Origin of the sequence: Streptomyces sp. NPDC020898, assembly GCF_044333925.1 — a bacterium.
Lineage (GTDB): Bacteria > Actinomycetota > Actinomycetes > Streptomycetales > Streptomycetaceae > Streptomyces.
This window is the reverse complement of the sequence record NZ_JBIRRV010000015.1, coordinates 163,240-181,617: the sequence shown is the minus strand read 5'-3', so window position 1 is coordinate 181,617 and position 18,378 is coordinate 163,240. Positions and strand designations below refer to the sequence as shown.

The 18,378-nt window shown below is 71.4% G+C and carries 12 protein-coding genes; all 12 read left to right on the top strand.

Annotation, left to right across the window (positions count from 1 at the left end):
• Nucleotides 1-34: 34 nt before the first annotated feature.
• The 12 genes from ACH4TV_RS36470 to ACH4TV_RS36415 all read left to right on the top strand — a co-directional run bounded on the left by ACH4TV_RS36470 (nt 35) and on the right by ACH4TV_RS36415 (nt 18,375).
• Nucleotides 35-1,462, top strand: a complete 1,428-nt coding sequence (locus tag ACH4TV_RS36470) for an alpha/beta fold hydrolase (protein WP_398405569.1) — start codon at nt 35-37, stop codon at nt 1,460-1,462.
• Nucleotides 1,463-1,763: 301 nt separating this feature from the next.
• On the top strand, nt 1,764-1,979 hold the full coding sequence (locus tag ACH4TV_RS36465; RefSeq protein ID WP_398405568.1) for a hypothetical protein: 216 nt from the start codon (nt 1,764-1,766) through the stop codon (nt 1,977-1,979).
• Entirely contained in the window at nt 1,976-3,127 is a 1,152-nt protein-coding gene (locus ACH4TV_RS36460; RefSeq protein ID WP_398405567.1) for an ABC transporter substrate-binding protein, read from the top strand. Before ACH4TV_RS36465 ends, ACH4TV_RS36460 begins: the two co-directional genes overlap by 4 nt.
• A 165-nt stretch (nt 3,128-3,292) precedes the next feature.
• Entirely contained in the window at nt 3,293-4,369 is a 1,077-nt protein-coding gene (locus tag ACH4TV_RS36455; RefSeq protein ID WP_398405566.1) for an MBL fold metallo-hydrolase, read from the top strand.
• Between the two features lie 817 nt (nt 4,370-5,186).
• Nucleotides 5,187-6,665 (top strand): sugar transferase, encoded by a 1,479-nt coding sequence (locus tag ACH4TV_RS36450; RefSeq protein WP_398405565.1) that lies wholly within the window; start codon nt 5,187-5,189, stop codon nt 6,663-6,665.
• 73 nt (nt 6,666-6,738) lie between these two features.
• Nucleotides 6,739-8,055, top strand: coding sequence for a nucleotide sugar dehydrogenase (locus tag ACH4TV_RS36445; protein WP_398405564.1), 1,317 nt, complete (start codon nt 6,739-6,741; stop codon nt 8,053-8,055).
• Entirely contained in the window at nt 8,045-9,325 is a 1,281-nt protein-coding gene (locus ACH4TV_RS36440; protein WP_398405563.1) for a glycosyltransferase family 4 protein, read from the top strand. Before ACH4TV_RS36445 ends, ACH4TV_RS36440 begins: the two co-directional genes overlap by 11 nt.
• Nucleotides 9,322-10,689, top strand: coding sequence for a Wzz/FepE/Etk N-terminal domain-containing protein (locus ACH4TV_RS36435; RefSeq protein ID WP_398405562.1), 1,368 nt, complete (start codon nt 9,322-9,324; stop codon nt 10,687-10,689). The genes ACH4TV_RS36440 and ACH4TV_RS36435 overlap by 4 nt, the downstream gene beginning before the upstream one ends.
• Nucleotides 10,686-12,200: a Wzz/FepE/Etk N-terminal domain-containing protein gene (locus ACH4TV_RS36430; protein ID WP_398405561.1), complete on the top strand. Its 1,515-nt coding sequence runs from the start codon at nt 10,686-10,688 to the stop codon at nt 12,198-12,200. Before ACH4TV_RS36435 ends, ACH4TV_RS36430 begins: the two co-directional genes overlap by 4 nt.
• 3 nt (nt 12,201-12,203) lie before the next feature.
• Nucleotides 12,204-14,141 (top strand): asparagine synthase (glutamine-hydrolyzing), encoded by a 1,938-nt coding sequence (gene asnB, locus ACH4TV_RS36425; protein WP_398405560.1) that lies wholly within the window; start codon nt 12,204-12,206, stop codon nt 14,139-14,141.
• Nucleotides 14,142-14,167: 26 nt separating this feature from the next.
• Nucleotides 14,168-16,384 carry a bi-domain-containing oxidoreductase gene (locus ACH4TV_RS36420; protein ID WP_398405559.1) on the top strand — a complete coding sequence of 739 codons (2,217 nt, stop codon included), beginning with the start codon at nt 14,168-14,170 and terminating at the stop codon, nt 16,382-16,384.
• Complete coding sequence (locus ACH4TV_RS36415) at nt 16,381-18,375, top strand: alginate lyase family protein (RefSeq protein WP_398405558.1); 1,995 nt, start codon at nt 16,381-16,383, stop codon at nt 18,373-18,375. Before ACH4TV_RS36420 ends, ACH4TV_RS36415 begins: the two co-directional genes overlap by 4 nt.
• Nucleotides 18,376-18,378: the final 3 nt, after the last annotated feature.

Sequence of the window (18,378 nt, the reverse complement as noted above, 5' to 3'; positions counted from 1 at the left end):
TGGTGCACGGGCCGTCGAAGGCGGGAGAGAAGCTGTGATCGAGCAACTCTCCCTGGAGGTACGTGAGATGACGAGCCCTCTGCCGCGCCGTACGGTGCTGGGCGGAATGATCGGCGGTGTGGCGCTGGCCTCGGCCGCCGCCGGCCTGGGTGCCGGTTCCGCACTGGCCGCAGGACGCACAGCCGGTGTCCCAGGACCAGCAGCCGGACCGGAGCCGTATGTGCCGGTGGCCGTGGGCAGCGGGGGCGGTCCCGCCGGGACGGACCGGGTGCATGTCCTCAAGGTCGGTCCGGACACGGCGCACACCGTCCTCGTCCTGGTGCCCGGCTGGTTCGGGGCGGCCAATGACTTCCGGCTGATGGCCCGTGACCTGGTCGCAGCCGTGCCCGGGTTGCAGGTGTGGGCCCTCGACCGGCGGGAGGAGAACCTCGCCGACCGGTCGGGCTTCGCGGCCCCGGACCCCGTCGGCTACTACCTGGACGGCCACTACCGCACCCAGGACCCGGCCGCCTCCCCCTTCGCCGCGCACTGGGGCCTGGCGCTGACCCTGGAGGACATCCGGGCCGTGGTCCGGACCGCCGGCCGGGGTGGCCGGCGGGTCGTGCTCGGCGGGCACTCGTGGGGCGCGACGACCGCGATGGCGTACGCGGCCTGGGACTTCGACGGCTGCCCCGGATACCGGGACCTCGCCGGGCTGGTGGTCATCGACGGCGGGGTGCGCGGGGCGTTCGACGGGACGGGCGACCCGATCGCCGACTCGCCGGAACAGGTACGGGAACGGCTGGCGGCCATCGACGCCGGGGCGGTCTTCGACCTCACCCTGAGCGCCGTGGGCCTGGGCAGCCGCCCGGAGAGCACCCAGATCTGGTACCAGCTCGCCGGCCACTACGCACTCCACGACCCCGACGGCCCCTCGGTCCTCCAGCCCCGCCTGCCCGACTCCCTGCGCCTGCCGTACACCGTCACCAACGCGGGTCTGCTGGGCGTCCTGGTGGACGCGGGCTTCGGCTGGCCGAACACCATCACCGTCCACTCCGGACACCTCGCCGACAGCGGGGACGTACGCGGCTGGGTCGACAGCGGCATCACCCCGATCGCCCGGGTCGCCGCGGCGTACGCCGGACCGGTGCCGGCGGTGTGGGAGTGGTACTGGCCGACCCGCCTCTCCATCGACCTCGACGTCACCGACGCCTACACCGACTCCACGCTCGCCCGCTCCCTGGACCTGCGCCTGCACCACGCCGACCGGCTCGACATACCCCTGTACGCCTTCGGCACGAGCTACGCCAAGGGCACGATCGAGGAGGCGGCGCGCACGGTCGTCGCCGACTCCCGGATCCCGTACGCCACTTACGAGACCGACAACGGCATGAACCACCTCGACCCGCTCTTCGCCGCCCCGGCCCACAACACCCTGACCCGGACACTCGCCGTGTTCCTGAACGGGCCGGCCGGCCACTGACGAAGGGGACCTGTCCGGCCGGTACCTCGCGGGGACCGGCCGGACGGCCAACTCCTGGACGGCCAACTCCTGGACGGTCAGGCGCCCTTGGCGACAGGGCCCCGACCCCGGTCACGGCACTCACCTCTGTCCGGCAGCAGACCGACAGGTGACACGTGACACGCACGGCCGAGGCGTGAACCCGCCGCCTCAGCCCACCCGTTGCGCCGACGGCGACCGCAACAGCAGACCCATGCGACTCGCATCACACCGTGTACGCCCATGGCGAGAATGCCTGACGCATCAGATACCGTCTTGTCAGATGAACGGCTCGCGTCAGCGCGCCCCCTTCTCGACCGAACAGCGAAGAGCCCTGATGAGCCCCCTCGAATTCACCGTGCTCACCCCCAACCCGATGAGCACTCCGTACGAGAACACCGCCTTCGCCGTTCCCGCTTCCCCCGTCCCGGCCGAGGCGGTCCCCCGCCCGTACGCCGGGAACCTCCCTGCCCTCACGCAGAAAGGGTTACCCCAGTGACTGCCCTTCCCAGCCGACGACGCCTCCTCACCACCGGAGCGGGCGCCGCACTCGGCCTCGGCACACTCGCCGCCACCGCGTCCCAGGCCACGGCCGCCCCCGCCCCGGCAGCAGCCGCAGCCGCGCGCGGCGCCGGCGCCGAGGAGACCAGGACCCTCGACGAGCTGTACCAGGACGCCGTCGCCGAAGGCGGCAAGCTCGTGATCTACGCGGGCGGCGACCTCGCCAACTCGGGCAGTGGCGCGGGCGCCCGGACCGCCTTCCGCCAGCGGTTCCCGCTGATCGACCTCAACCTCATCGTGGACTACAGCAAGTACCACGACGTCCGTGTGGACAACCAGTTCGAGACCGACACCCTGGTCCCCGACCTGGTGCAGTTGCAGACGCTGCACGACTTCACCCGCTGGAAGCGCCAGGGACGGCTGCTGCACTACAAGCCCGCCGGCTTCAGCAAGCTCCACAAGAGGTTCAGGGACGCGGACGGTGCCTGGGTCGCCGGCATGGTCATCGCCTTCAGCTACCTGTACGACGTGGCCGCGGCCGGCGCCGACGCGCCCCAGACGCCGCTGGACCTGGTCGACCCGCGCTGGAAGGGCGCCATCGCCTCCTCCTACCCGCACGACGACGACGCGGTGCTCTACCTCTACGCCCTCTACGCCGAGACCTACGGCTGGGACTGGATGGCCCGCCTCGCCGCGCAGCAGCCGCAGTTCGCCCGCGGCTCCTTCTCCCCCGGCGCCGCCGTCGCCAGCAAGGAGAAGATCATCGGCGTCGGCGCGGGCGGCAACCCGCTCGCCACCACCCCGACCCGCTGGATGATGACCGACGGGCACCCGTTCATGGCGTGGGGACAGCGGATCGCGATCCTGAAGCAGGCGGCCAACCCCACGGCGGCCAAGCTCTACCTCAACTGGCAGCTGTCCACCGAGCGTCAGACCTCCAACGGCTGGTCGGTACGCACGGACATCGCGCCCCCCACCGGCCTGAAGCCGATCTGGGAGTACCCGAACGCCAACCTGGACGGGTTCCCGCGCTTCATGGAGGACCGGGCCCAGGTCGAACGGCTGAAGCAGACCTTCGCCCTCTACTTCGGCGAGGTCAAGGGCGACCCGACACCCGGCTGGCCCGGTCTGCACCCGGGCGCGTGACCCCCAACTGACCGCCCTGTACCGGTCCCGTCCCCGACGGGACCGGGTCCCGTCACGACTTCTTGGGCATCCCCACCCGCACCTCGGCGGGTGGGGATGCCCATTCCTCCGGACGGCAGAACTGCCCGTCCCTCATGTCGGTCCCCCCACTGAGGAGTCCCCCGCGTGATCGAGCCACAAGCCGACGCACCCCGCCAAGCGCCGTCCGAGAGCCACCCTGACGACATCCTCACGCGCCGCCGCCTCTGGCAACTCGGCGCCGCCACGGCGCTCACCGCCGGCGCGGCGGCCTTGCTCCCGGCGGGTGCCACGGCGGCCTTGCCGACCACCAGCAGGACCGCTCAGGAGTACTTCGACCGGGCCGCCGAACTGGCCGGTGACAACCCCGTCCTCAAGGGCTTCGTCCGCGCGCTCACCGCCGGTAACGTCCCGCCTCGGCCCCCGGCTCCCGCACCTCTGCGGATCTTCGACAACGTCGCGGTGCTGAGCGTCGGCTGGGTGTCCGCCACCGCGATCCTCACGTCCCGCGGAATCATCCTCGTCGACGCCCTCAACACACCCGAGGAAGCAGCGCAGTTCATCGTCCCGGGCCTGCGCGACCTGGGAGCCGACCCTTCGACGATCAGGTACGTCGTCGTCACCCATGGCCACCTCGACCACTTCGGGGGCGCCCAGTACCTGGCCGACCAGTACGGCGCCCGCGTCATGATGGCACCGGCCGACTGGGACCTCCTCGCCACCACCTCCCCGGCCAACGCCCCCACCCGCGACCTCGACATCGCCGACGGCCAGAGACTCACCCTGGGCGACACGACTGTCACCCTCCACCACACGCCGGGCCACACACCCGGCACCGTCTCTCCGACATTCCCCGTCCGCCGGCAGGGCCGCCGGCACACCGCCATGCTCTGGGGCGGCACCAACCCGCCCGCGGCCACGGCGAACAAGGAGCTCTACCTCTCCTCCGCCCTCGCCTTCGCCTCGCGGATGAGGCGCGCCGGAGTCGACGTCGAGCTGAGCAACCATGCGTTCGCCGACTACGGCCTCGAACGCATGGAAGAACTGCGCAACGAGCCAGGCAGCCCCAAGAACCCGTTCGTCATGGGCACCGCAGGGACCCAGCGCCTCATGAAAGTCATCGAGAACATGCTGCGCGGCCGCATCGCCCTGGACCAGGAGGGCGCCACCACCACACCGGCCATCACGGCGGCCACCGGCACCCACACGACAGCCTGTTGCTGACGACCCTGCCGCCGGAGTAGTAGTCGCCGGCGGCGGCGGGCGCGGCCGGTTCGGCGAGCGGCCGAGCCCCCGGCCTCGACAAGCCGCCTCCCACCGCAAAGCCGCCGGCAACTGATCCCCCGGGACGAACCTTCAGTTCAGGCCTGCTTTCGGGTCTTTCAGCCAGGTCCACGAGTAGATGAGCGTCATATGCGCGCCATAATTTTGATCATGCTCGTCCCCCGCACCTGGGGCACCGGCTGTTCCTGCCCGTGCCCCCCATCTGCACCTGAACCGACATCGCGGCACACACCCAGGCCTTGAGGCGCGGAGTCGACGCCCCCGCCGGCGGTCACCAACTGGTGGATCCAGCCTCAATGCTTCACCGCAAATTACACACATCCCCTCTACAACCCGGCCGCCATGGTCTAGATTGACGTTGCTTCAGGTGTTCGGACACATGGCGACAAATAATGATCAAAAGGTCCGACATTACAGACAGCCAGCGGTCACGTCCCCAGGGCCGGATATGGGGACGATCAGGAGGCCGCTAGGGGCCTTGGGTGCGGGGAGCACCCCGGGTTCGACGGACTCTCACACACCTGGAGAGTCCGTCAGGACATGTGAGTCGGCTGCCGTCAGGGCGGGTTGTTCACGTACCTCCGAAAGAGCCGATATGTCATGCGCAGGGCAAGAGCCGCCTGCGTGGAGGAACACAGCGCGGGGCGGGGGGCGGGGGCCTCCCGCAGGGAGGAACTGTGCGGGAGGCGGGGGCCTCCCGAGGGGGAGGGACCGTGTTGGGCGAACACGTTGAACCATTGGGGACCTGGGGGGTTCTGTGCCGCAGGGGGGATTAGTCGGCCCTTTTCCGTCGGCGCGCGAGCGTCTGGCGGACGGGGCTGTCAGACAGCCCGTGCACGACTGGGAACAGCGCTACCGCCGTACCGTGATGACCAGCGATACGGTGGCCACCGCCTTGGTGGTGGCGTCGATCGGGAACTTCTTCGGGGCCCGGGACGCGGCCAACTGGCACGAGAAATGGGGAATTCTCGCATTCGGCACTGAACTGCTGGTGCTGGGAGCGCTTGCGGTGAGCCGGGCGTGGGCTCCGGCCGTGCTCGGCCAGGGTGCCGAGGAATTCCGCCGGCTCGGACGCTCACTGTTCACGGCGACCGTCGTACTGGCGCTCGGCGGGATCGCCCTCACCTCGCGCAACATCAAACTCTGGATCTTCGTCGCGATCCCCGCGATCGCGCTCGTCACCATGACCGCGCGGTATCTGCTCCGCCTCTGGCTGCACAAACAGCGGAAGGAGGGACAGTGCCTGAGACCGGTGCTCGTTGCCGGGAGCCCGGCCACCGCACGCGACCTGATCACCCGAACCCGCAAACTCCCGCACCTCGGCTGGCGGGTGGAGGCGGTGTGCACGCCGGACGGCCTCGGGCTCGACGGTGACCATCTGGACGGAGTGCCGGTCATCGGCCGGCTGACGGACGTAGCCAGTCACGTCCGCCGCGACGGCTACCGTGTCGTCGCGGTCGCATCGGACCCGCACTGGTCACCGGACCGGCTGCAGCGCCTGGCCTGGAACCTCGAAGGCAGCGATGCCGAGATGGTCGTGGCCCCCGTGCTGATGGAGGTGGCCGGCCCGCGGCTGCACGTCGACGCGGTGCTCGGCATCCCGCTGCTGCGGGTCAGCATGCCGACTTTCACCGGGGGCCGCCGGGCGATCAAAGGGGTCGTCGACCGGATGGGCGCGGCGATCCTGCTGTTGCTGTTCGCGCCGCTGATGGTGTTCGTCGCGCTGCTCGTGATGGCGGACAGTCGTGGTGGGGCGCTCTACCGCCAGCGCAGGGTCGGCAAGGACGGCCTCGAGTTCACCATTTTCAAGTTCCGCACCATGGTCGCCGGAGCGCATGGGGCACGTACCAGGCTTTCCGACCGCAACGAGGGTGCGGGGCTGTTGTTCAAGCTCCGCCGGGATCCGCGGGTGACCCGGGTGGGAGCGGTGCTGCGCCGGTACTCGATCGACGAGCTTCCGCAGCTTTTCAATGTGCTCACCGGATCGATGTCGCTCGTCGGTCCGCGGCCTCCGCTACCGGAGGAGTCCGCCGCGTACGGCCCGGACATCCGGCGGCGGCTGCTGGTCAAGCCCGGACTCACCGGCCTGTGGCAGATCAGCGGACGCAGCGACCTGTCGTGGGAGGAGGCGGTGCGGCTGGACCTGCGGTATGTGGAGGACTGGTCGCTGGCCCTGGACGCGGTGATCTTGTGGAAGACGCTGCGTGCGGTGCTCTACGGGCAGGGGGCGTACTGATGCGCGGGGACCGTTGTCCGGTCGGCGCGCGGACCGCAGGCCGCAAGGGCCTGCCTGGGGGGAGGGACGAGTCATGAGGGTCAGCGTTTTCGGGCTCGGCTACGTGGGCTGCGTGTCGGCCGCGTGCCTGGCCAGCATGGGGCACGAGGTCATCGGGGTGGACGTGAACCAGGTCAAGGTCGACCTGGTCAACGACGGCAGGGCCCCGGTGGTCGAGGAGCGGATCGGCGAGCTCATCGCCGAGGTCGTGCGGACCGGGGCGTTACGCGCCACCGACGACGTCCGCGAGGCGATCATGGGCAGCGAGGTGTCACTGGTCTGCGTGGGCACACCGTCGGAGCCCAACGGCAGCCTGTGCACCACGTACTTGGAGCGGGTCACCGAGGAGATCGGCGCCGCCTTGGCCGAGCAGGGGGGCCGGCACACCGTCGTGTTCCGCAGCACCATGCTCCCCGGCACCTGCCTGAACCTGCTGGTACCGATCCTGGAGAAGTACGTCGGCGGCACGGCCGGCGTGGATCTGGGGGTCGCGGTCAACCCGGAGTTCCTGCGCGAGGGCACGAGCGTGCGGGACTTCTTCGACCCGCCCAAGACCGTCATCGGCGAGATCGACCCGGCAAGCGGCGACGCGGTGGCGGCGCTGTACGACGGCTTGCCCGGCGAGGTCTTCCGGGTGCCGATCCCGACGGCCGAGGCGATCAAGTACGCGGACAACGCGTTCCACGGCCTCAAGATCGGCTTCGCGAACGAGCTGGGCGCGGTGTGCCAGGCGCTCGGGGTGGACTCGCACCAGGTGATCGACGTGTTCCTGGCCGACCGCAAGCTGAACATCAGCCCCGCCTACCTGCGGCCCGGCTTCGCCTTCGGTGGCTCCTGCCTGCCCAAGGACCTGCGCAGCCTGGTCCACGCGGCGCAGCGGGCCGACGTCTCGATACCCATCCTCTCCCACGTGCTGCCCTCCAACTCCGACCATCTGCAGCGCGCGGTGGAGCTGGTCGAGCGCACCGGCAAGCGCCGGGTGGGAATGTTCGGGCTGTCCTTCAAACCCGGCACCGACGACCTGCGCGAGAGCCCGCTCGTCGAGCTGGCGGAGAGACTCTTCGGCAAGGGCTACGACCTGCGGATCCACGACGCCAACGTGAGCCTCTCCCGGCTGATCGGCGCGAACCGCGAGTACATCGAAAGCCGGCTGCCGCACCTCGCGCAGCTGCTCGCGGACTCCGTCGACGAGGTGCTCGAGCACGCCGAGGTGGTCCTGGTCGGGACCAGGGATCCGGCCGTGCTGGCGGCGCTGCCCCATGGCGAAGGACCGTTGATCGTCGACCTCATCCATCTGCCGGACGCCGAGACGCGCCGGACCGAACCGGGGTACGTGGGCCTTGCTTGGTGACAGATCGTTCGAAGACATATCCGGCGGCGCCGGGTCGACCCGGCGCGCGCTGATCCTGGTGGAGAACCTGTCGGTGCCGTTCGACCGGCGGGTGTGGCAGGAGTGCACGACGCTGCGCGACGCGGGCTGGGAAGTCCACGTCATCTGTCCCCAGGGCGAGAAACGGGACACGGAGCCGGAGGCGGAGATCGACGGGGTGCGGATCCACCGCTACCCGTTGCGCGCGGCCACCGGAGGGCCGGCCGGCTATCTGCGGGAGTACGGAACGGCGTTGTGGCACACGGTCCGGCTGGCCCGCAAGGTCGGCCCGGTCGACGTGGTCCACGCCTGCAACCCGCCCGACCTGCTGTTCCTGCCTGCCCTGTGGCTGAAGCGGCGCGGGGCGCGGTTCGTCTTCGACCAGCACGACCTGGTACCCGAGCTGTACCTCTCCCGGTTCGACCGCGGCAAGGACCTGCTCTACCGCGCCGTGTGCGCGCTGGAACGGCGGACCTACCGGGCCGCGGACATCGTGCTCGCGACGAACGAGAGCTACCGGGACGTCGCGGTGAGCCGTGGCGGGAAGCGGCCTCAGGACGTCTTCGTGGTGCGCAGCGCACCGCAGACCGACCGGTTCCAACCGGTGCCGCCCGAACCGGAGTTGAAGCGCGGCAAGCCTCATCTGCTGTGCTACCTCGGCGTCATGGGCCCGCAGGACGGCGTCGACTACGCCTTGCGCGCCCTCGCGAAGCTGCGCGACGAGTTCGGGCGGACCGACTGGCACGCGGTGTTCGTCGGCTCCGGCGACGCCTTCGACGCGATGGTGGAGCTGTCCCGGAAGCTCGGTCTCTCCGAGCAGGTGCAGTTCACCGGGCGTATTCCGGACGCCGACCTGGTGCGCTACCTGTCCACCGCGGACGTGTGCCTCTCCCCCGATCCGCGCAATCCGCTCAACGACGTGTCGACCATGAACAAGGTCCTGGAGTACATGGCGATGGGCCGGCCGCTCGTCTCGTTCGACCTGAGGGAGGCGCGGGTCTCCGCCGGTGACGCCGCTGTGTACGCGCCCGCCAACGACGAGGCCGAATTCGCCAAGCTCATCGCGCTGCTCCTCGACGATCCGGAGAAGCGGGCCCGGATGGGCAGCATCGGCCAGGAGCGGATCAGCGGGCAGCTTTCCTGGCGGAACTCGCAGGCGTCGCTGCTCGCTGCCTACGCCGCCGCCTGCCGTGACCGCACTCCGGTGTCGCCGGGCGAGCCGCTCCGGGCACGCAGGAGGCAGCGCCGTTGAGCGACGACACAATACGTCTGGTCACGATCGGGCGGATCTTCCGACGGCGCCGGCGGCTTCTCGCCGTCCTCGCCGTGGTGGGCGCGCTCGTCGGCTACGGCGTCTCGGTGGTGTTCCCGCCGCGGTACACGACGTCGGCATCGGTTCTGCTGCCGGGGCAGTGGGAAGAGCGCGCGCTGCTGACCCAGGTGGACATCGCGACCAGTTCGACGGTGGTCGACCGCGCGGCCGCCAAGCTCGCCTGGCCGGGCGTCAGCGGCGCCGAGCTGCGGGATCAGGTGAGTGCCAAGGCCGCCGACGGGAACATCGTCAGGATCTCGGGTACGGCCGACACGCCGGAGCGGGCGCAGCAGCTCGCCGACCAGATGGCCCGGCAGTTCCTCGGATTCGCCGTGCGGATCGCAGGCGGCGGCACCGACTCCGCGGCGGTCACAGAGCCCGAGGCGCTGCGGCAGCAGGTGGAGGAGACCAACCGCCGTATCACCGAACTGGCCGAGGCGGCCGATCCGGGGCAGAGCGTGGAGAGCGTGCAGACCCGCACCACGCTCGAGAAGCTGCGCACCTCGCTGGAGGCGGCCATGACGAAGCTGGACCAGGCCGACCCGGCAGCCAACATGGCCGGCATGGTCGTCATGGGTCCGGCGGCCCGGCCGACCGGCGAGACGCCGCCGACGAGGGTGCAGCTCATCGTCGCCGGGGCACTGCTGTTCTTCCTGCTCGCGGTCATCGGCCATCTCACCGCCGCCCGGATGAACCGCCGGCTGCGCAGCGAACCGGAGATCGCCGCGGCGCTGGGTTCGGCGCTCCTCGGCACCGTCGACGTGCCTGATGAACGGCGCGCGCACCGGCCGGAACACCCTGGCCCACGGGCCACGCTCCGCCGGCTCCTCGGTGTCGACACCCGGTGGGACATCCCGACCCCGCAGAGGTCCGGCGACGAGGACGGCAGGCGGATCCGCTACCGGCGGGTGTGCGCTCGCCTCCGGGACCGACTGCCGGTCCCCCGGCGGTTGCTGGCCGTCGTGCCGGACGGCGACGAGATCGCCCGCCTGGCCGCCGAGCAGCTCGTCGCCGAGGCCAAGGGCGATCCGCTGCTGCGGGTGGTGGAGGTTTCGGTGGACCGGCCGATGGTGCCGGACCGCGGCACCGAGTCCGGTGCCCTGGTCGTCCTCAGCGCGGGCAGCTGGACCAAGGAGGAGCTCGCCGGCCTCGCCGAGGCGTGTGCGGACGGCGGGCACGAGGTCGTCGGCATCGTCGTCGCCGGCCCGGTCCGGGCCCGTCCCACACGGTCTGCCGACGATCCGCCGGACGACGCCACCCCGGCACTCGCGGTTCGCGACCACGCGACGGGAGGTTCGGTGTGACGACGAGTACGACTTCGGAGTCGTCGCCGGCCACTCCCCTCTTCGACCTGCAGGCGCTGGTGGTGTCGGTGCGCAGGCGCCGCCGCCTCTGGCTCTCCATGGCGCTCGTGGGGCTGCTGGCCGGCGTGGCGCTGGCGGTCCTGCTGCCGCCGCGGCCGACCGCGGTGACCAAGGTGCTGGTCGCGCACAAGGAGGACCAGCCGAACGACACCGGAACGCTGATCCGCACCGACGTCGCGCTGCTGGGGACCACACGGATCGCCGCCAAGGCCCTGCAGGCCCTCAAGTCCCCGGAAAAACCCGAGGACTTCATGGAGGACTACCGGGGCACCGGCCTGACCAACAATCTGCTGCAGATCGATGTGACAGGTGACACCGACGCGGAAGCGGTGGCCCGGGCCAAGGCACTGGCCGAGGCGTTCGTCGCTGACCATGTGAGCCGGATGCGGGAAACCGCGATGGCCGAGGCCAAGGCCCTGCTCGACCAGCGTGACCGCATGCGGGTCGAGCTCGCCCAGGTCAACCAGGAGATCGGGGCCCGCTCGCCGGAGAGCGACCCGAGAGCGTCGGCGAGCATCGAGTCGCTCTTCGCCCGCCGGGCCGAACTCGACTCGCGCATCGCCGACTTCGACCAGCGCGCGGCGGAGGCCCGCACCGGCACGCCCAAGATCATCACCGGCACGCAGATCGTGGACGCCCCCCGCGCGGTGCGGCATTCCCTGCCCAAGGCCGCTGCCACCAACTCCGCGATCGGGCTCGTCCTCGGGCTCGTCCTCGGCCTCGCGCTGGCCGCGGTCGGCACGGTGGTGGCGGACCGCCCCGTGCTGCGCCGGGACATCGCAGCGAACCTGGGTGTCTCGGTCATCGCCGAGCTGCCCCGCCGGTCGGGCAGGTTGTGGCAGCGCCGACGGACCCGGGTGGCACGCGAACGGCTCACCGCGCACCTGGCCCGCACCGTGCGCGGTTCCACGGAACCGGTGTCGCTGCTGGAACTGGGCTGCGCGCGCGGCACGAGCGCGATCGCCCTGAACCTCGCCGGGGCACTGGCGTCGGAGGGACCAGCGGTGATCGTCGATGGTCTGCCCGGCCCGCAGCTCGCCAAGCGCCGTCAGAAGCCAGGAGACCCCACCGTGGTCAGCGGCGAGCGTGCCGCGGCCGTGTCGGGTCAGGAGCGCCGGATCGGCGTCGGCTCGGTCGCGCCCGGCACCGCGTGGACCGACCTCCGGTACCTCGGCACGCAGACCGTGCTGGTCGTGCGTGCCGGGCACGGCAGCGCCGCATGGCTGCACACCGTGGCGCGACAGCTCGCGGACCAGCGGATTCCGGTGATCGGTGTGGTGCTGATCGACCCCGATCCGCGTGACCGGACCGACGGCACGCTGTGGAACGGACTGCACACCGCGCTGCGCGGCCGGAACGAGGTACCGGCCAGGCAGAACGGGACGGGCCTGCCGGAGCGGCTGCCGGCGCGGGCCGCACGGCGCACGGACAACGACCAGGAGGCGAGGTAGGACATGTGTGGCATCGCAGGCACGTACCGATGGCCGGACGGGAAGGCCGTGACCGACCGGCTCACCGATACCCTCGCTCACCGCGGTCCGGACGGGGCGGGCCGGTACGGCCATCCCGTCGGTGACGGCGAAGTGCAGCTCGGGCACCGCCGGCTGGCCATCGTCGACCTGTCCGAGACCGGCGCCCAGCCGATGGTCTCGGACGGCCTCGCCCTCACGTACAACGGCGAGCTGTACAACGCGCCCGAGCTGCGCGCCGAGTTGACGGCCGCCGGGGTGCGCTTCCGCGGTACCTCCGACACCGAGGTGCTCCTTGAGGCCTGGCGGCGCTGGGGCACGGACTGCCTGCCCCGGCTGCGCGGTATGTTCGCGTTCGGGATCTTCGACGAGCGAACCGGTGAACTGGTGCTGGCCCGCGACCAGTTGGGCATCAAGCCGCTGTTCCTGCTCCGGCGCGGCGCGGGGCTGGTGTTCGCCTCCGAGCTCAAGGCGCTGGCGGCCGCCACCGGCGGGTCGCTGGAGGTGGACCATGCGGCGCTGGTGGCCTCGCTGCTGTACTACTGGGTGCCGGACTCCCGGTGCGCGTTCCGCGAAGCGGAGAAGCTGCCGCCGGGGAGCTGGCTCCGGTGCCGGCCCGACGGCCGGGTGGAGCGCGGCAGTTACTGGAACCTGAGGGACGTCGCCGCCGAGGGCCGGGAGCGGTCCCGCAGCGGTGAGCTGCCGGACCTGGCCGCCATCGTCGAGGAGTCGACCCGCCGCCATCTGCTGTCCGACGTACCCGTGGCGACCTTCCTCTCCGGCGGTCTCGACTCCAGCTATCTGACCGCGCTGGCGGCCCGCGACCGGCCCGGGATCTCCGCCTACACGATCGGGTTCCGCGCCGAGGACGCCAGGTTCGAGGCGATGCCGGACGACCTGCGCTATGCCCGGCAGGTGGCCGAACAGTTCGGCGTCGACCTGCACGAGATCGAGATAGCCCCGAACGTGCTCGACCTGCTCCCGCAGATGACGTACCACCTGGACGAGCCGATCGGCGACCCCGCCGCGATCAACACGTTCCTGATCTGCGAGGCCGCCCGGGAGGCCGGGGTCAAGGTGATGCTGTCGGGGATGGGTGCCGACGAGCTGTTCGCCGGTTACCGCAAGCACCTGGCCAACCTGCTCGCGCTGCGCTACCAGCGTGTCCCGCGGCCCCTGCGGCGCGGCGTGTCCAGGGTCGTGGACCGGCTGCCGGTCGCCACGGCCCGCCGGGGGTACCGGTCGGTGCGCTTCGCGAAGCGGTTCCTCTCCTTCGCCGATCTGCCGGAGGAGACCGCGTTCCGGCGCAGCTACACCATGTACGACCAGGACGAGCTGCTCGCCCTGATCGATCCGGACCTGGCCGGGACGGTCGACGACGTACTGACCGAGCATGCGGACGTCTATGAGGACAATGCCCTCGATGACCCTGCCGACTTCGTCAATCGCATGTGCCTGGCCGACGCCCGGATGTTCCTGCCGGGCCTGAACCTCGCCTACACGGACCGCTCCAGCATGGCCGCGTCGACCGAGGTGCGGGTGCCGTACGTGGACGTCGAGGTGGTCAGGGCGGCGTTCGCCGTGCCCGGCGATCGCAAGATCGTCGGACGGCAGGGCAAGGCCGTTCTCAAGGAGGCGGCCTCCTCGGTCCTGCCCCGGGAGATCGTCCACCGGCCCAAGGGCCTGTTCAGTGCCCCGCTGCGCGCCTGGATGAGCCGGGATCTGGCGCCGCTGGTGCGCGAGGTGGTCAACGACGGCGTGCTCGTCAACTCCGGGTTCCTGCGCCGCGACGCGCTGGCGCGGATGGTCGCCGAGGACGCCGCCGGGCAGCGGGACTTCTCCAAGCATCTGTGGCATGTGCTGACCCTCGAGTACTGGTATCGCGGCGCGACCTCTGGCTCCGGCCAGAGCCAGGCAGTTTGACGACGTAGGAAACAAGAGGAGCCCGGGTGAAGCAGGTCGTACAGAACTACAAGAGCGGCGAGCTGGCGCTGCTCGACGTGCCGGTGCCGGGGTGCAAGCCGGGCGGTGTGCTGGTCCGCAGCGCGTACTCGCTGATATCCACCGGGACCGAGCTCATGAAGGTGTCCGAGGCCGGCATGTCGATGGTGGGCAAGGCCCGCTCGCGGCCGGACCAGGTGGCCAAGGTCATGCAGAGCGTGGCCACCAACGGAGTGCCCGCCACCTACCGCAAGGTGATGGGCAAGCTGGACTCCTACACGCCGCTGGGCTACTCGCTGTGCGGGGTGGTCGAGCAGGTCGGCGCCGGCATCGACGACGTGAAGGTCGGCGACCTCGTGGCCTGCGCCGGCAACGAGCACGCGCTGCACGCCGAGCTGAACTGGGTGCCGAAGAACCTGTACGCCCCGGTGCCGGACGGCCTCGCGCCACGGCACGCGGCCTTCGGCACCGTCGGGTCGATCGCGATGCAGGGCGTCCGCCAGGGCGAGCCGCAGCTCGGCGAGGTGGCCCTGGTCATCGGCCTCGGGCTGATCGGGCAGTTGGTGGCGCAGCTCCTCACCGCCTCGGGGGTCCGCGTCGTCGGGGTCGACCCCGACCCGGCGCGCTGCGCGCTGGCCGAGCGCCTGGGCGCCGCGGCCTGCGGCGATCCCGAGTCCACCGCCGTGGAAGCCGCCGTCGCCGAGCTCACCGGCGGTCACGGCGTGGACCAGGTGTACCTGGCCGCCGGCGGCGCCAGCAACCAGCCCGTCGAACTGGCCGCCCGGCTCTGCCGGGACCGCGGCCGGGTCGTCGACATCGGCAAGTGCCGTCTGGACCTGCCGTGGAACGCGTACTACGAGAAGGAACTCGACGTCCGGTTCTCCCGCAGTTACGGCCCCGGGCGCTACGACCCGTCGTACGAACTGGAGGGCCGGGACTACCCGATCGGCTACGTGCGCTGGACCGAGCGCCGCAACCTGGCGTGCTTCCTCGATCTCCTTGCCCGGGGCCGTGTCGACGTCGGGCCCCTGGTCTCCCACATCGCCGACTTCGAGGACGCCGTCGAGACGTACCAGCGCCTGAAGGACGGCGAGTTGAAGGCCGTGGCGGTGCTGTTCGAGTACCCCGGCCCCGTTGAACACACGGCGGAAGCGGAGGAAGCGGAGGCCCCGGCGGCTGTCGTGCCCGCGGTGAAGCGACGCGGCGGCACAGCGTCCGCGCCGGCCCGGGCCGCCAAGGCGCCGGTGCGGCTCGCGTTCGTCGGCGCGGGAAACTACGCGACGTCGATGCTGCTGCCGCACCTGGCACAGCGCGAGGGCGTCGAGTTGTCGACCGTCGTCACCACGACGGCGCTGTCCGCGGCCAACGCGCAGCGGAAGTTCGGCTTCGCCGAGGCGACCACCGATCTCGACGCCGTGCTCGGCGACAAGTCCATCGACGCGGTGTTCGTCGTCACCCGGCACAGCTCGCACGCCGAACTGACCCGAAAGGCGCTGCTCGCCGGCAAGACGGTGTTCGTGGAGAAGCCCCTGGCCCTCACCGAGGACGAGCTGACCGGCGTGCTCGCGGCGGTGGAGGAGTCCGGCAACGACCGGCTGCAGGTGGGCTTCAACCGCCGGTTCGCGCCGCTGCTGCAGGAGGCCAGGCAGCGGTTCGGCACCCGGACCGGTCCGGCGAGCCTGCGCTACCTGGTCAACGCGGGCCGGCTGCAGCACGGCAGTTGGTACCTCCGCCAGGGCACCGAGGGCTCGCGGTTCGCCGGCGAGGGCGGACACTTCGTCGACACGGCGAGCTGGCTCCTCGATGCCGACCCGGTATCGGTGTACGCGGTCGCCACCTCCGGCAACGAGGACCTGCAGGTCGTGCTGCGCTACCCGGACGGGTCCACCGCCACCATCAGCTACGTCACCACCGGCGCGGCCGGTTTCCCCAAGGAGACCCTGGACCTGATCGCGGACGGCAAGGTGCTGCGGCTCGACGACTTCGTCCGGGCCTCGGTGTTCGCGGACGGAGGGGCCGGCCGCAAGCGGTGGGTCAGTTCGCGGCTGCCCAAGGCACGGGACAAGGGCCAGAACGCCGAACTGGCCGCGTTCATCAAGGCCGTGCGGACCGGCGGCCCGATGCCGGTGCCGCTGGAGTCGCTGGTCGCCACCACGGCGGCCACCCTCGCCGTACAGGCCGGCCTGGCGGCCGGCGCGCCGGTGACGCTGGCGGGGGCGCGATGACGGTGAGTTCGGGGAGCGCGGGCTGGTACCTGCGGCGGCTGTCCCGGATGGGACCGCGGGAGGTCGGCGGCCGGGTGGGCGACACGGTGCGCAGGCGGCGGTGGCGCTCGGCGCGGCCCAACTGCCCGAGCGTGACCGGCGCCCGGTTCACCGCGGTACTGCCCGCCGGGACGATCGACGCGATACCTCCGGACGCCGCCAAACGTCTCATCGCCGAGGCGGAGCGGCTGATGTACGGGCACGCCGAGTTCTTCGGGGTGGTCCGCGACGACCTGACCGACCCGGACTGGTGGTCCGACCCGAAGACCGGGCGCCGGGCTCCGTGGGGCTACGCCTTCGACGTGCCGTACCGGAACGAGGACGCGGTCGGGGACATCAAGCAGATCTGGGAGCCGTCCCGGCATCAGTACCTCACCGTGCTCGCCGCCGCCTACGCGGTCACCGGGAACGAGCGGTACGCCGAGCGCGTGGCCGAGCATCTGCGGTCGTGGTGGGCGGCCAACCCGCCGCTGCGCGGTGTGCACTGGATCAGCGGCATCGAGCTGGGCATCCGGCTGCTGTCCTGGGTGTGGATCCGCCGGCTGCTCGACGGCTGGCCGGGCGTGGCCGGGCTCTTCGAGGCCAACCCGGTGGCGCTGAAGCAGATCTGGCACCACCAGCGCTGGCTGGCCGCGTTCCCCAGCCGGGGTTCGTCGGCGAACAACCACGTCATCGCCGAGGCCGCCGGGCAGTTCGCGGCGGCCTGCGCGTTCGGGTGGTTCCCCTCCTCGGCGCGCTGGCGGGCCGGCGCGCTGCGGTCGCTGGAGCGACACCTGCGCAGCAACACGTTCGGTTCCGGTCTCAACCGCGAGCTGGCCACCGAGTACCACGGCCTCGTGCTGGAGCTGGGCCTGGCCGCGGTGGCCGAGGCGGATGCCGCGGACGTGCCGGTCCCCGCGTCGATCCGGCTGGTGCTGCTGCGGATGACCGACGCGCTCGCGGCCGTCGTGGACGGCCGGTTACGGCCGCCGCGCCAGGGGGACGCGGACGACGGGCACGGTCTGGTCGTGGACGGCGCCGGCACCGACCGCTGGGCCTCGCTGCTGGCCACCGGGGACGCCGTGTTCGGCCGGCTCGCCTGGTGGCCGACGGTGACCGGCACGGACGTACGGACCCCGCTGCTGGCGGCGCTCATCCGGCCGTACGCGAAAGACGGCACCGCACCGGCCGTGGCCCGACCGGCAAGCCGCCCGGGCCACTTCGCCGACGCGGGCATGACCATCCTGCGCGGTCCGGGGGAGATCTGGTGCCGCTGCGACGGTGGTCCGCACGGCTTCCTGTCCATCGCCGCGCATGCCCACGCGGACGCGCTGTCCGTGGAGGTCCGGCACGACGGGGTCGACGTGCTCGCCGACCCGGGGACGTTCTGCTACCACGGGCAGCCCGAGTGGCGGCAGTACTTCCGCTCGACCCTCGGCCACAACACCCTGCGACTGGACGGCGACGACCAGTCCGTCTCCGGCGGCCCGTTCCTGTGGACCCGGCAGGCCCGCAGCCGCGTACTGCTCGCGGACACCTCCGGCACCTCCGACGGGGGGACGGCCCGCTGGTGTGCCGAGCACGACGGATACCAGCGCACCGACGGCGCGGTGCACCGCCGCCGGGTGGAGCTGACGGCCGCGAGCCGAGAGGTGAGGGTGGTGGACCAGGTCCGCGGCCCACAGGGCCCGCGCCGGGTCGCGGATCTGGCGTTCCACCTCGGCCCGGCGATCACCGCGGACCTGGTGGGGAACCGGGCCCTGCTCACCTGGACCCGGGACGGCGAGGAGCGCTCCGCGGTGCTCGACCTGCCCGGGCAGCTGGACTGGCGGGCACATCGCGGCGAGACCAACCCGCCGCTGGGCTGGTACTCCGCCGGTTTCGGGCGCAAGGAACCCGCCACCACGCTGGTCGGCACCGGCTTCGCCGACGGCGCGGCGGAGTTCACCACCGTGCTCAGGTTCCGCGACTAAGGA

Bases quoted from the DNA above. Each gene is read 5' to 3' on its own strand.
- ACH4TV_RS36465 (WP_398405568.1), top strand. From the start codon at position 1,764: ATGAACGGCTCGCGTCAGCGCGCCCCCTTCTCGACCGAACAGCGAAGA.
- ACH4TV_RS36445 (WP_398405564.1), top strand. From the start codon at position 6,739: ATGAGGGTCAGCGTTTTCGGGCTCGGCTACGTGGGCTGCGTGTCGGCC.
- asnB (WP_398405560.1), top strand. From the start codon at position 12,204: ATGTGTGGCATCGCAGGCACGTACCGATGGCCGGACGGGAAGGCCGTG.
- ACH4TV_RS36415 (WP_398405558.1), top strand. From the start codon at position 16,381: ATGACGGTGAGTTCGGGGAGCGCGGGCTGGTACCTGCGGCGGCTGTCC.